We start from the raw sequence: 10,931 nt of genomic DNA, 5'->3' as shown, positions 1-10,931 counted from the left end.
GGGGGCTCGGTCATACATTTTGCCAAATTCCACCGATGAGGGATGGGTCCGCCGCCGGTGGAAAATCGGCGCGGCGGTGCCCCTGAACCCAGGCATAGAGGTCACATGAGCGATCCCATCAAGGTCACCGACGACAGCTTCGAGCAGGACGTGCTGAAGGCCGACGGTCCGGTCCTGGTCGATTTCTGGGCGGAGTGGTGCGGCCCCTGCAAGATGATTGCTCCCGCGCTCGACGACCTCGCCAAGGAGTATGGCGGCAAGGTCACCGTCGCCAAGCTGAACATCGACGACAACCCCGGCACCCCGACCAAGTACGGCGTGCGCGGCATCCCGACGCTGATGCTGTTCAAGAACGGCAACGTCGCCGCCACCAAGATCGGCGCCCTGCCGAAGACCGCCCTCTTCTCGTGGGTCGACGAGGCTCTCTGAGCCCCGCTCCCCGGACGATCGAGAAGCCCCGCCCCTCCGGCGGGGCTTTTTGTTTGCGCGGCCCTCCGGCCTGTCGGAGACTGCCTGGGCCATGGCCTACCGACTGCCGCCCCTCAACACCCTGCGCCTGTTCGAGGCCGCCGGCCGCCACCAGAGCTTCAAGGCGGCGGCGGAAGAACTGCATCTCACCCCCAGCGCGGTCAGCCACGGCATCCAGACGCTGGAGGAATGGCTTGGGGTGGAGTTGTTCCTGCGTGGCAACCGCAGCCTGTCGCTGACCCCCGCCGGCCACGCCTATCTGCCCCGCGTGCGCGACGCGCTGCAATCGCTGGCGCTGGCAACGGAGAGCGTGCCGGGCCGCGCGCCCAGCGGGCGGCTGTCGGTCAGCGCCGCCCCGACCTTCGCCCTGCGCTGGCTGATCCCCCGCCTGCCCGCCTTCCAGGAGCGTCACCCGGCGATCACGGTGGCGCTGGACACCGCCCACCGGGTGGTCGAGTTCCCCCGCGACGGCATCGACGCCGGCATCCGGCTGGGCCGCGGCGACTGGCCCGGTCTGGCCGCGCTGAAGCTGATGGAGGAGGACCTCGTCCCGGTGGCCGCCCCCGCCCTGGCGGCGCGCATCGCCTGCCCCGCCGACCTCGCCACCGTCCCGCTGCTCCACGTCGCCGACGTGTCGGAGGACTGGACCGCCTGGGCCGAGGCCGCGGGTCTGCCGCCGTCGGCGCTGGACGACGGGTTGAAGCGCGGGTTGCGGCTGGACGCGATCCACATGGCGGTGGACGCCGCGGTGCGCGGGCTGGGCGTCATCATCGGACGGCGTCCGACCGTCGATCCGGAGCTGGCGTCCGGTCAGCTGGTCGAGGTGATGGGGCCGCGCCTGCGCGCGAAAAGCGCCTATTGGCTGGTCACCGCCCGCGACAGCCTGCGCCGCCCGGAGGTCGCCGCCTTCCGCGCCTGGATGCGCGCGGAGTTTGCCCAGGGGCGGTGAATGGGTTCGGATGAAATCCGCTCACCCGACAATGAAAAGGTTCCGTTTGCCGGAGCGGAGGGGGCGGCCTGATGCTGGTGCTTCCCTCGCACCCGCCGGAGGCCACCATGACGCTGCACGTCCTCCCCCGCACCGCGCCGCCACCGGCCCGCCGCCTTCGCGCGCTGCTGGGCTGGATCGCCCATCTCCGCGAACAGAGCCGCCAGCGCGACGCCCTGCTCTCCCTCTCCGACTACGAATTGCGGGACATCGGCATCACCCGCTACGACGCCGTCACCGAGGCGCGGAAGTCTCTTTGGCGCTGAGCGTCACACCATCGGACCGGTCACAGCCGATCCCGCCGGATCGCCTCCAGCAGCCCCTTCGCCCCGGCCTCGCAGAGGTCCAGCACCTCGGTGAAATGCAGCCCCTCGCCGTAATAAGGGTCGGGCACCTCGCGCTTCGGCGCGTCGGGGGCGTAGTCGAGGAACAGGGCGACCCTCGCCCGGCTGTCCGGCGGGGCCATGCGTCGCAACTGCGCCAGATGCCCGCCATCCATCGCCAGGACGTAGTCGAAGTCGGCGAAGTCCGCCGCGGTCACCTTGCGGGCGCGCAGGTCCGACAGGTCCACCCCGCGGGCCTTGGCGGCGCGCTGGCTGCGCGGGTCAGGCGCCTCCCCCACATGATAGCCGTGGGTGCCCGCCGAATCGGTGCCGATGCGGCTTTCCAAAACGGCTTGCCGAACCCGGTCGCGGAACACACCTTCCGCGGTGGGCGACCGGCAGATGTTTCCCGTGCAGACGAACAGGACCTTGACCATCCCGGCCTCCTCCCCCTTTGGTTTCCATCTCTGCTTTCCCCGCCCGAGATCTAGCAGCCGTTCCCCGAACCCGCCAGGGCACCATGACTTTTGCCAACACGACCATCGCCAACCATCTGAAACCGACCGACTCCATCGTCATCCTGACCGGGGCCGGCATTTCCAAGGAATCCGGCCTGGATACCTTCCGCTGCGCCGACGGCATCTGGGCCAAGGTCGATCTGGAAGATGTGGCGACGCCGGAGGGCTTCGCCCGCGACCCGGTGCTGGTCCACCGCTTCTACAACGACCGGCGGCGCGGCCTGCGCGACCCCGCGGTGCAGCCGAACGCCGCCCATCTGGCGCTGGCCGAGTTGGAGCGGCGCTGGAAAGGCGACCTGCTGCTGGTCACCCAGAACATCGACGACCTGCACGAGCGCGGCGGGTCGCACACGCTGATCCACATGCATGGGGAACTGAACGCGGTCTTCTGCCGCCACTGCCGCAGCAAGGTGGAAAACTGGACCGGCGACCTGTCGGTGGAGGACGCCTGCCCGTCCTGCGCCCGCAAGGGCGGCATGCGCACCGACGTGGTGTGGTTCGGCGAGATGCCCTACCAGATGGAGCGGATCTACCGCGCGCTGGGTGCCTGCGACCTGTTCGTCTCCATCGGCACCTCCGGCAACGTCTACCCCGCCGCCGGCTTCGTGGCGGAGGCGCGCAACGCCGGCGCCCTGACGCTGGAGCTGAACCTGGAGCCGTCGGCGGGCGCCAGCCTGTTCGCGGACTCCGTCAACGGCCCGGCGACCGAACTGGTCCCGGCCTTCGTGACCGCGCTGCTGGACCTGTGACCGACGATCTCGAGAGCCTGTTCGAGCAGGCCCGCGCCTGCCGGCTGTGCGCGGGGGTGTTGCCGCACGGCTGCCGCCCGGTGCTGCGCGGCAGCCCGTCCGCCCGCCTGCTGATCGTCGGGCAGGCGCCGGGCGCGCGGGTGCACGCCAGCGGCATCCCCTGGAACGATCCGTCCGGCGACCGGCTGCGCCAGTGGCTGGCCATGGACCGTGACGCCTTCTACGACGAGAGCCGGATCGCCATCGTCCCCATGGGGCTCTGCTACCCCGGCACGGCGCCGAAGGGCGGCGATTACCCGCCGCGCCCGGAATGCGCCCCGCTCTGGCACCCGCCGCTGCGCGCCGCCCTGACCGGGGTGCGGCTGACCCTGCTGGTCGGCAGCTACGCGCAGGCCCACTATCTGGGGAACCGCCGCCGGAGGACGATGACCGATACGGTGGCGGCGTGGCGCGACTATCTGCCGGAGTTCCTGCCCCTGCCCCACCCGAGCTGGCGCAACACCGCCTGGCTGAAGAAGAACCCCTGGTTCGACGACGAGCTGGCGCCAGCGCTGCGCCGCCGCGTGGACGAGGCTCTGGACGGGTGACTCACCCCTCCAGGGCCTCGATGCGCTCCATATCCTCGTCCGACAGGCCGAAATGGTGGCCGATCTCGTGGATCAGGACGTGGCGGACGATGGCGAACAGGTCCTCGCCCGTCTCGCACCAGTAGTCCAGGATCGGGCGGCGGTAGAGGAAGATCATGTCAGGCCCGCTGCGCAGGTCGGCGACGCTCTGCCGCGTCATATCGACGCCCCGATAGAGGCCGAGCAGGTCGAAGGGGCTTTCCAGCTCCATCTCGCGCTCGGTCTCCTCGTCGGGAAAATCCTCGACATGGATCGACAGATTGGCGATGGGGGCCAGGAGTTCCCGCGGGATCGTCTCCAGCGCGTCCTCGGCCATCCGCTCGAGGTCGGGGGTGGAGGGAGGAACGCTGTGGGTGTGTGCCGGTTTGCGCATCATACCGGGGAAGGTAGCGCCGCTTGCCGCCCAGGCCAAGCGGCGCTAAACCGGAAGACGGACCGGAACACCGATTTGATCCGCAATCGATCCGTGCCCGTTACGCCAAGTACAGGCTAACCAAGTACAGGCCAACCAACAAAGGGGGAAGGAATGTCGGACAAGCTGGTGGGTGCCAAGCGGCAGACCGCGCTGAAGGAACTGCACGGCTGGGCGGAGGTGCTGGAGCGCGACGCGATCCGCAAGACCTACCATTTCCCCGACTTCCCCGCCGCCTGGGGCTTCATGAGCCAGGTCGCCCTGCTGGCGGAGCGGACGAACCACCATCCGGAATGGTTCAACGACATGGGCCGGGTGGAAATCATCCTGTGCACCCGCAGCGCCGACGGCCTGACCCAGGCCGACGTCGATTTCGCCCACCGCTTGGACCAGATCGCCCCGAACCGCGACCGCTGATCCTCGCGCGCCCGGAGGGCGTCAGGCCGGTTCCAGAACCACCTTCACATCCGCCGGACGCCCGAAGAAGGGGGCGGTGGTGACCAGCAGCGGGCAACCGGCGGCGGCGTAGGCCGCCGCGTTGTCCTCCGTCACACCACCCGCCGCCGCGACGACCGGCGGGCGCGGCAGGCCGCGCGTCGCTTCGACCACCGCGCGGGCCTCCTCCGGCGTTCGCTTCTCCAGTTGCAGCACGTCGGCCCCGGCCCGGGCGAAGGCAATGGCGTCCGCCACCGTGTCGACCTCGACCACGATCTTCTTTTCCGGCGCCCGGCGGCGCAGGTCGGCGATCCAGGTCTCCGGGGATCCGGACAGGAAGGCGCGGTGTTCGGCGAAGACCAGGATCGTTTCCGACAGGCCCAGCCGGTGCATCACCGCCCCGCCGGCCAGCACCGCCTTGACCGACAGGTCCTTGGCGCCGGGAAAGTTCTTGCGGGTGCAGGCGACGGTCACGCCGGGAGCGGCCTCGACAATGCGGCGGGCGCGGGTGGCGATGCCGGAGGCGTATTCGACCAGCGTCTGCGCCACCTTCCAGCCGCTGTGCAGGGCACCCGCCGGGCCATGCCCCTCCAGGAAGGGCGCCCCGGCCTCCACCGCCGTGCCGCTGGGCCGGACGGACATCACCGTGCCGCCGGCCTTCTCGATCAGGCGGGCGGCTTCCTCCGTCCCGGCCAGCACCATGGCGCCGCGCGCCGTGAACCGGATGCGCGCCGGGGCGGCGGCGATGCCCAGCGAGTCGGTGGTCAGGTCGCCGTAGGGAACGTCCTGGGCGAGGAGCGCGTCGAGCGCGGCATCGGACAGGACGATCATCGGCGGTTCCCTTTTTCGGTTAAAGCCACCCGCGGCGGCGGAAGTACCAGAGCGGCACGACGGCGGACAGAACCATCATCACGATGGCCATGGGATAGCCGAAGTCCCAGTCCAGCTCGGGCATGTGGTGGAAGTTCATGCCGTAGGCCGACGCGATCAGGGTCGGCGGCATCAGCGCCACGGACACGACCGAGAAGATCTTGATGATCGCGTTCTGCTCGATGTTGATCAGGCCGAGCGTGGCGTCGAGCAGGAAGTTCGCCTCGTGCGCCAGGAAGCCGGCGTGCTCGTTCAGGGACCGCAAATCGCGCGTCAGGGTCTTCAGCGCGGCCTTCTGCTCCTTGGTCAGCCGCCCGGCGGCAACGGAGGAGAGGAAGGCCACCAGCCGGTCCAGCCCGGCGAGGCTGTCGCGCACCTTGTGCGTCAGGTCGCCGGCCCGTCCGATGCCGCGCAGCACGTCCTGCAGTTCGTCCGGCTTCTTGGAGCTTCCGACCCCCTTGCTGTTCAGCGAGTCGGTGAAGATGCGCGTGGACAGCCCGTCGATGCGGGCGCCGATCAGCTCCAGCACGTCGGCCACCCGGTCGATCACCGCGTCCAGGATGCCCAGCAGCGCGTCCTCCGCGCTGGCCAGAAGCTCCGGCTGGCGGCTGGTCCGCGCGGCGAAGGTGGCGACGGAGCGCGGCTCGGTGAAGCGCACCGTGATCATGTGCCGGGGGGTCAGGACGAAGGTGACCTCACCCTGCTCCGGCATCGGCGAATCGGCCCGCGCGATCACGGAAGAAGTGAGATAGACGGCCTCCCCCTCGGTGTAGAGCTGGCTCGAGGCCTCGATTTCCTTCATCTCCTCGCGCGTCGGCAGGTCGCAGCCGGTGACGGCGCCGACATGCGCGCGCTCCGCCTCGTCGGGGCGGAGAAGATCGATCCACACCGTGTTGGGCGGCAGCGGCTCGCCGAGGGCAAGCGGCTGCTCGACCACGCGGCCGCCCACCCGGGCGTGGACCGTGATCATGCAAGAGCCTCGGCGGGGACCGGCGCGCCGGCGGCGCGGCAGGCCGCGGCCAGCGTGTTCAGCATCAGGCAGGCGATGGTCATCGGCCCGACGCCGCCCGGCACCGGGGTGATGGCGCCCGCGACCTTGACGGCCTCGTCGTAGGCGACGTCGCCGACCAGCTTGGTCTTGCCCGGCTCGGTCGGGTGCGGCACGCGGTTGATGCCGACGTCGATGACCACGGCGCCCGGCTTGATCCAGTCGCCGCGCACCATTTCCGGACGGCCCACCGCGGCGACCAGGATGTCGGCGCGGCGGCACTCGCCGGGCAGGTCCTGGGTTCGGGAATGGGCGACGGTGACCGTGCAGTCCTGCTGAAGCAGCAGTTGCGCCATCGGCTTGCCGACGATGTTGGAGCGGCCCAGCACCAGCGCCCGCTTGCCCTTGAGGTCGGCGCCCAGCGTGTCGCGGAGCAGCAGCAGGCTGCCCAGCGGCGTGCAGGGCACGATGGCGCCGGCACCGCCGGTCGCCAGCAGGCCGGCGTTGACGACGTGGAAGCCGTCCGCGTCCTTTTCCGGGACGATGCGGGCCAGAACCTTTTGGGTGTCGATGTGCTTGGGCAGGGGAAGCTGGACCAGGATGCCGTGCACCGCCGGATCGGCGTTCAGCCGATCGATCAGAGCCAGCAGTTCCGCCTCGCCGAGGTCGGTGGGCATGTGGTGGTCGAAGCTGTTCATGCCGAGGTCGGCCAGGGCCTTTTCCTTGGACCGGACATAGACTTGGCTCGCCGGGTCCTCGCCCACCAGAACGACGGCGAGGCCGGGGGTGACGCCGTGGCTGGCCTTGAGCGCGGCCACACCCTCCGCCACGCGGGCGCGCAGCCCCGCGGCGAACGCCTTGCCGTCGATGATCTTCGCCTCAGTCATCGCTCTTCCCACCGTTGCTGCTCACCGGGTCGCCGCCCGCGGTTTCCACCAGCGCCGTCAGGCGGCGCATCAGGTCGGCCGGATCGCCGGCCACATGGACAATCTTGTTCCGGTCGGTGGCGCCGGCCACCACCGTCAGGCTGGTCTTGGGCAGTTTCCACGCCTTGGCCAGCAATTTCACCACCGCCTCGTTCGCCTTGCCGTTCTCCGGCACGGCGGTGACGGTCACCTTCAGGGCCGTTCCTCCGGACGCCGTGGCGGCCAGCCCGGCGATGGCGTTGCGCGACGCCTTGGGCGTCACCCGCAACGCCAGCCGGACACCGTCCGCCACCGCCTCGAAGGGCACAGCCTCGAACGGTCCCGGCATCAGAAGCGCGGCCAGTATTCCGCCATCAGGTTGCGGATGAAGAAGATCAGCAGGATCAGCGCGATCGGCGACAGGTCCAGGCCGCCCATGTTCGGCAGGACGCGGCGGATCGGGCGCAGCACCGGTTCGGTGACGCGGTAGAGGAAGTCGCCGATGACATAGACCGCGCGGTTGCGGGTGTTGACGACGTTGAAGGCCACCAGCCAGCTCAGCACCGCCGAAGCGATGAGCAGCCAGACATAGAGGCTGAGAACGGTGTCGATCAGCAGGTAGAGCGCAATCATGCCCGGCCCGTCCCTTTATTGTCCGATTTTGCGGGGCACCCTAAGCACAAGCGGCGAGTGCTGTCCAGTGCCGCGCGGCGGGCCGCCACCATCCCCTTGGCCATGCCCTTGCGCGCAACCGCCAATGCCCGCGATCGGGCACGTTCAGAGGGCTTGACAGGCTCCCCCCGCATCACCATTATCCGCCGCACGCCGGTGACGGTGTGTGGGGCCGTAGCTCAGCTGGGAGAGCGACGCGTTCGCAATGCGTAGGTCGGGAGTTCGATCCTCCTCGGCTCCACCAATCACCCCCAAGACATTGATACGACACAGGAATTCGCCCGGAAGCGGCGGAATTCCTCGCGGTGTGACACCGCCCTGTCGCACGCGGCGTCGGCTGAATCCTCCCATTCTTTTAAAACATTCGCTGATCCGACCCAAGCCTCAGTGCCTGTGCACGTGGTGGGCATCCGGAAAGTGGGCGTGCCGGTGCCGTAGGCGCACGTGACGATGCCGGTGGGTGTGTGGCTCGGTCACCGGGCCATCGTGATGGTGCCGGTGGTGCTCGTCATGCACATGCGGGTGGTCGTGCTCCATCTCGTCATGGTCGTGCTCATGGTCATGGTCCTCGGTCAGGTGCAGCCAGACGCCGAGTCCCATTAGGGCCGCGGCCACCGCCAGCCCGACCGTCAGCGGCTCCCCGAAGATCGCCAGGGAGGCGACGCCCCCGACGAAGGGGGCCGTCGAGAAATAGGCCCCGGTGCGGGCGGCGCCGATGTGGCGCAGAGCGACCACGAACAGCACGAGGCTGACGCCGTAGCCCAGCAGCCCGACCAGCATCGCCGCCGCCGCGGTCGGCGCGGCAGGAGGGCCGTCGCCGAGGGCCAGGGCGATCCCGATATTGACGGTGCCGGCCACCAGCCCCTTGATCGTGGCGACGTCCACGGGATCTGCCAGGGACACCTTGCGGGTGAGGTTGTTGTCCACCGCCCACATCAGGCAGGCGGCGGCGACCGCGGCCAGTCCCCAACCGCCGTCCAGGCTGAGCGTTCCGCCCCAGGACAGCACGACCGCTCCCGCCACGATGGCGATCATCCCAGCAACGAGCCGCCGGTCGACACCCTCCCGGAAGACGAACCACGCCAGCAGCGCGGTGAACACCCCTTCGAGGTTGAGCAGCAGCGAGGCGGTCGATGCCGGCGTCGCCGTCAGGCCGGCCATCAGCAGCACCGGCCCGGCGATACCCCCGGCAGCGACGGCGGCCAGCAGCCAGAGCCATTCGGCGCCGCGGAGCCCGCGTTCGCTGCGCTTCTGCGGGACCGTCAGACCACGAACCAGCCGGACCAGCCCCAGCCCGATGCCGGAGCCGAGATACAGCAGGCCCGCCAGCATCCAGGGGGACAGGTCGTGGACCATCAGCTTTGCCAGCGGCGTGCTGATGCCGAAGAGAACCGCGGCCAGGATGGCGGTCGTCGCGCCAGTTCGGGGCATAGCGCCTCGCACGCCTGTTGAGTGGGGGAACCGTTGCCCCCACCCTAACCCTCCCCCGCTGACGCAGGGGAGGGGATGAAGGCTACCCCCGCGCCCGCAGGTAGGGGGTCATGCGCCACTCCGCGTAGCGGATCAGGCGCGAGGCGAGGAAGTTCAGCAACAGATAGATGCTGCCCGCCACGATGAACACCTCGAACACCGCGAAGCTCTGCGCGATGATCTTGCGGGCGATGCCGGTGATCTCCAACAGCGTGATGGTGCTGGCGAGCGAGCTGGCCTTCACCATCAAAATCACCTCGTTTCCGTAGGCCGGCAGCATCTGGCGGATCGCCACCGGCATCATGATCCGGCGGAACAGCAGCGTGCGCGACATGCCGCAGGCCCGCGCCGCCTCGATCTGGCCCTGCGGCACCGACAGGATGGCGCCGCGCAGGATCTCGCTGGTGTAGGCGCCGGTGTTCAGCGTCAGCGCCAGGATCGCGCACCAGAAGGGCTCGCGCAGGTAGACCCAGAGGAAGCTGCTGCGCACCAGCTCGAACTGGCCCATGCCGTAATAGATCAGGAAGATCTGCACGAGCAGCGGCGTGCCGCGGAACACGAAGACGTAGGCGGCCATCAGCCGCTCGGTGACGCGGTTGCCGTACAGCCGCAGCAGAGCCACCGCGAAGGCCACGCCCGCGCCGAACAGCAGCGCCAGCCCGACCAGCTGCAGGGTCACCGGAACGCCGCGCAGGAGGGTGGGAACGCTGTCCCACATCAGTTCCCAGTTCATGGGTCAGGCCCTCCGCACGCCGCGATTGGCGTAGCGTTCCGCCCGCTCGAACGCCACCGTCGAGACGGTGGTGAGCAGGAGGTAGAGCACCGCCGCGGTGGTGTAGAACAGGAACGGCTGGCGGGTCGACCCCGCCGCCACATGCGACACGCGCATGATCTCGGCCAGCGCCGTCACGGAGATCAGCGCCGTGTCCTTCAGGGTAAGCTGCCAGACGTTTCCCAGCCCCGGCAGGGCGTAGCGCAGGGTCTGCGGCACCAGGATGCGGCGCAGGATCAGCCAGCGCGACATGCCGCAGGCGCGCGCCGCCTCGATCTGGCCATGGGGCACCGCCTGGACCGCGCCGCGGATCACCTCCGTCGAATAGGCGCCGGAGATCAGCCCGACCGCCAGCACGCCGATGGAGAAGGCGTTCAGCTCGATGTAACCCTCGTAGCCGAAGACCCGGCCGACGGCCATGACCGCGCCGCTGCCGCCGAAGAACAGCAGGTAGATGACCAGCAGTTCGGGGACGCCGCGGACGACGGTGGTGTAGACCTCCGCCACGCCGGTGAGGGCGAGGTTGCGGCTGAGCTTCGCCGACGCGCCGAGCGAGCCGAAGACGAGGCCGAGGACGAAGGCCGACACCGACACGGCGACCGTCATCGCGGCCCCGCCGAGAAGCTGGCCGCCCCACCCGTTCGGGCCGAAGGAGAGAAGTTCGAACATGCGCTCCGAAAGGGCTCCGAAAGGGCTCCGAACCGGGTTCCCCTCCTCCCCGCGACGGGGAAGAGG

At 69.5% G+C, this 10,931-nt stretch carries 16 protein-coding genes and 1 tRNA gene; 7 read left to right on the top strand and 10 right to left on the bottom strand.

Annotation, left to right across the window (positions count from 1 at the left end; genetic code table 11):
* Window positions 1-105: 105 nt before the first annotated feature.
* The 3 genes from trxA (at window position 106) to AC1DVI_RS01355 (ending at window position 1,722) form a co-directional block, all read left to right on the top strand.
* A complete protein-coding gene (trxA, locus tag AC1DVI_RS01365) occupies window positions 106-429 on the top strand; it encodes a thioredoxin TrxA (protein ID WP_035669691.1) in 324 nt (107 codons plus the stop codon).
* A 91-nt stretch (window positions 430-520) separates the two neighbouring features.
* Entirely contained in the window at window positions 521-1,417 is an 897-nt protein-coding gene (gene gcvA, locus AC1DVI_RS01360; RefSeq protein WP_476956477.1) for a transcriptional regulator GcvA, read from the top strand.
* A 71-nt stretch (window positions 1,418-1,488) separates the two neighbouring features.
* The gene (locus AC1DVI_RS01355) at window positions 1,489-1,722 is read left to right on the top strand and encodes a DUF1127 domain-containing protein (RefSeq protein ID WP_476956476.1); all 234 of its coding nucleotides are present in this window, start codon (window positions 1,489-1,491) and stop codon (window positions 1,720-1,722) included.
* A 20-nt stretch (window positions 1,723-1,742) separates the two neighbouring features.
* Here the strand turns inward: AC1DVI_RS01355 and AC1DVI_RS01350 are convergent, their stop codons facing one another.
* The gene (locus tag AC1DVI_RS01350) at window positions 1,743-2,216 is read right to left on the bottom strand and encodes a low molecular weight protein-tyrosine-phosphatase (RefSeq protein ID WP_476956475.1); all 474 of its coding nucleotides are present in this window, start codon (window positions 2,214-2,216) and stop codon (window positions 1,743-1,745) included.
* Between the two features lie 83 nt (window positions 2,217-2,299).
* On the opposite strand from AC1DVI_RS01350, the gene AC1DVI_RS01345 reads away from it, so the two are divergent.
* On the top strand, window positions 2,300-3,046 hold the full coding sequence (locus AC1DVI_RS01345; protein ID WP_476956474.1) for an NAD-dependent deacylase: 747 nt from the start codon (window positions 2,300-2,302) through the stop codon (window positions 3,044-3,046).
* Window positions 3,043-3,633: a uracil-DNA glycosylase family protein gene (locus AC1DVI_RS01340; protein WP_476956473.1), complete on the top strand. Its 591-nt coding sequence runs from the start codon at window positions 3,043-3,045 to the stop codon at window positions 3,631-3,633. Before AC1DVI_RS01345 ends, AC1DVI_RS01340 begins: the two co-directional genes overlap by 4 nt.
* Window position 3,634: 1 nt before the next feature.
* Here AC1DVI_RS01340 and AC1DVI_RS01335 read toward each other — a convergent pair whose 3' ends face one another.
* On the bottom strand, window positions 3,635-4,048 hold the full coding sequence (locus tag AC1DVI_RS01335; RefSeq protein ID WP_476956472.1) for a metallopeptidase family protein: 414 nt from the start codon (window positions 4,046-4,048) through the stop codon (window positions 3,635-3,637).
* Window positions 4,049-4,198: 150 nt separating this feature from the next.
* On the opposite strand from AC1DVI_RS01335, the gene AC1DVI_RS01330 reads away from it, so the two are divergent.
* Complete coding sequence (locus tag AC1DVI_RS01330) at window positions 4,199-4,501, top strand: 4a-hydroxytetrahydrobiopterin dehydratase (protein WP_476956471.1); 303 nt, start codon at window positions 4,199-4,201, stop codon at window positions 4,499-4,501.
* Window positions 4,502-4,522: 21 nt separating this feature from the next.
* Here AC1DVI_RS01330 and modD read toward each other — a convergent pair whose 3' ends face one another.
* The 5 genes from modD to AC1DVI_RS01305 are packed head-to-tail and all read right to left on the bottom strand — an operon-like array spanning window position 4,523 to window position 7,915.
* Window positions 4,523-5,350: a ModD protein gene (gene modD, locus AC1DVI_RS01325; protein ID WP_476956470.1), complete on the bottom strand. Its 828-nt coding sequence runs from the start codon at window positions 5,348-5,350 to the stop codon at window positions 4,523-4,525.
* Between the two features lie 19 nt (window positions 5,351-5,369).
* Window positions 5,370-6,359, bottom strand: coding sequence for a magnesium transporter CorA family protein (locus AC1DVI_RS01320; RefSeq protein ID WP_038525742.1), 990 nt, complete (start codon window positions 6,357-6,359; stop codon window positions 5,370-5,372).
* Window positions 6,356-7,264: a bifunctional methylenetetrahydrofolate dehydrogenase/methenyltetrahydrofolate cyclohydrolase FolD gene (gene folD / locus AC1DVI_RS01315; RefSeq protein WP_476956469.1), complete on the bottom strand. Its 909-nt coding sequence runs from the start codon at window positions 7,262-7,264 to the stop codon at window positions 6,356-6,358. The genes AC1DVI_RS01320 and folD overlap by 4 nt, the downstream gene beginning before the upstream one ends.
* Entirely contained in the window at window positions 7,257-7,631 is a 375-nt protein-coding gene (locus AC1DVI_RS01310) for a DUF167 family protein (protein WP_476956468.1), read from the bottom strand. The genes folD and AC1DVI_RS01310 overlap by 8 nt, the downstream gene beginning before the upstream one ends.
* Window positions 7,631-7,915 carry a YggT family protein gene (locus AC1DVI_RS01305; protein WP_237904729.1) on the bottom strand — a complete coding sequence of 95 codons (285 nt, stop codon included), beginning with the start codon at window positions 7,913-7,915 and terminating at the stop codon, window positions 7,631-7,633. The genes AC1DVI_RS01310 and AC1DVI_RS01305 overlap by 1 nt, the downstream gene beginning before the upstream one ends.
* A 207-nt stretch (window positions 7,916-8,122) precedes the next feature.
* On the opposite strand from AC1DVI_RS01305, the gene AC1DVI_RS01300 reads away from it, so the two are divergent.
* Window positions 8,123-8,198: transfer RNA gene (locus AC1DVI_RS01300), tRNA-Ala, on the top strand.
* Window positions 8,199-8,338: 140 nt separating this feature from the next.
* On the opposite strand, the gene AC1DVI_RS01295 is transcribed toward AC1DVI_RS01300, so the two are convergent.
* The 3 genes from AC1DVI_RS01295 to AC1DVI_RS01285 form a co-directional block, all read right to left on the bottom strand.
* Window positions 8,339-9,385, bottom strand: a complete 1,047-nt coding sequence (locus AC1DVI_RS01295) for a DMT family transporter (protein WP_476956467.1) — start codon at window positions 9,383-9,385, stop codon at window positions 8,339-8,341.
* Window positions 9,386-9,467: 82 nt separating this feature from the next.
* Window positions 9,468-10,157, bottom strand: coding sequence for an ABC transporter permease (locus AC1DVI_RS01290; protein WP_476956466.1), 690 nt, complete (start codon window positions 10,155-10,157; stop codon window positions 9,468-9,470).
* A 3-nt stretch (window positions 10,158-10,160) separates the two neighbouring features.
* Entirely contained in the window at window positions 10,161-10,865 is a 705-nt protein-coding gene (locus tag AC1DVI_RS01285) for an ABC transporter permease (RefSeq protein ID WP_014238679.1), read from the bottom strand.
* Window positions 10,866-10,931: the final 66 nt, after the last annotated feature.

The sequence above is a fragment of the Azospirillum sp. P4_B5 genome (assembly GCF_056402275.1).
Note: the sequence above shows the minus strand (reverse complement) of the source record. Positions and strands in the feature narration are given on the sequence as shown.

Coding starts and splice junctions, on each gene's coding strand:
- trxA (WP_035669691.1), top strand. CDS start 106: ATGAGCGATCCCATCAAGGTCACCGACGACAGCTTCGAGCAGGACGTG.
- gcvA (WP_476956477.1), top strand. CDS start 521: ATGGCCTACCGACTGCCGCCCCTCAACACCCTGCGCCTGTTCGAGGCC.
- AC1DVI_RS01355 (WP_476956476.1), top strand. CDS start 1,489: ATGCTGGTGCTTCCCTCGCACCCGCCGGAGGCCACCATGACGCTGCAC.
- AC1DVI_RS01350 (WP_476956475.1), bottom strand. CDS start 2,216: ATGGTCAAGGTCCTGTTCGTCTGCACGGGAAACATCTGCCGGTCGCCC.
- AC1DVI_RS01345 (WP_476956474.1), top strand. CDS start 2,300: ATGACTTTTGCCAACACGACCATCGCCAACCATCTGAAACCGACCGAC.
- AC1DVI_RS01335 (WP_476956472.1), bottom strand. CDS start 4,048: ATGATGCGCAAACCGGCACACACCCACAGCGTTCCTCCCTCCACCCCC.
- AC1DVI_RS01330 (WP_476956471.1), top strand. CDS start 4,199: ATGTCGGACAAGCTGGTGGGTGCCAAGCGGCAGACCGCGCTGAAGGAA.
- modD (WP_476956470.1), bottom strand. CDS start 5,350: ATGATCGTCCTGTCCGATGCCGCGCTCGACGCGCTCCTCGCCCAGGAC.
- AC1DVI_RS01320 (WP_038525742.1), bottom strand. CDS start 6,359: ATGATCACGGTCCACGCCCGGGTGGGCGGCCGCGTGGTCGAGCAGCCG.
- folD (WP_476956469.1), bottom strand. CDS start 7,264: ATGACTGAGGCGAAGATCATCGACGGCAAGGCGTTCGCCGCGGGGCTG.
- AC1DVI_RS01310 (WP_476956468.1), bottom strand. CDS start 7,631: ATGCCGGGACCGTTCGAGGCTGTGCCCTTCGAGGCGGTGGCGGACGGT.
- AC1DVI_RS01305 (WP_237904729.1), bottom strand. CDS start 7,915: ATGATTGCGCTCTACCTGCTGATCGACACCGTTCTCAGCCTCTATGTC.
- AC1DVI_RS01295 (WP_476956467.1), bottom strand. CDS start 9,385: ATGCCCCGAACTGGCGCGACGACCGCCATCCTGGCCGCGGTTCTCTTC.
- AC1DVI_RS01290 (WP_476956466.1), bottom strand. CDS start 10,157: ATGAACTGGGAACTGATGTGGGACAGCGTTCCCACCCTCCTGCGCGGC.
- AC1DVI_RS01285 (WP_014238679.1), bottom strand. CDS start 10,865: ATGTTCGAACTTCTCTCCTTCGGCCCGAACGGGTGGGGCGGCCAGCTT.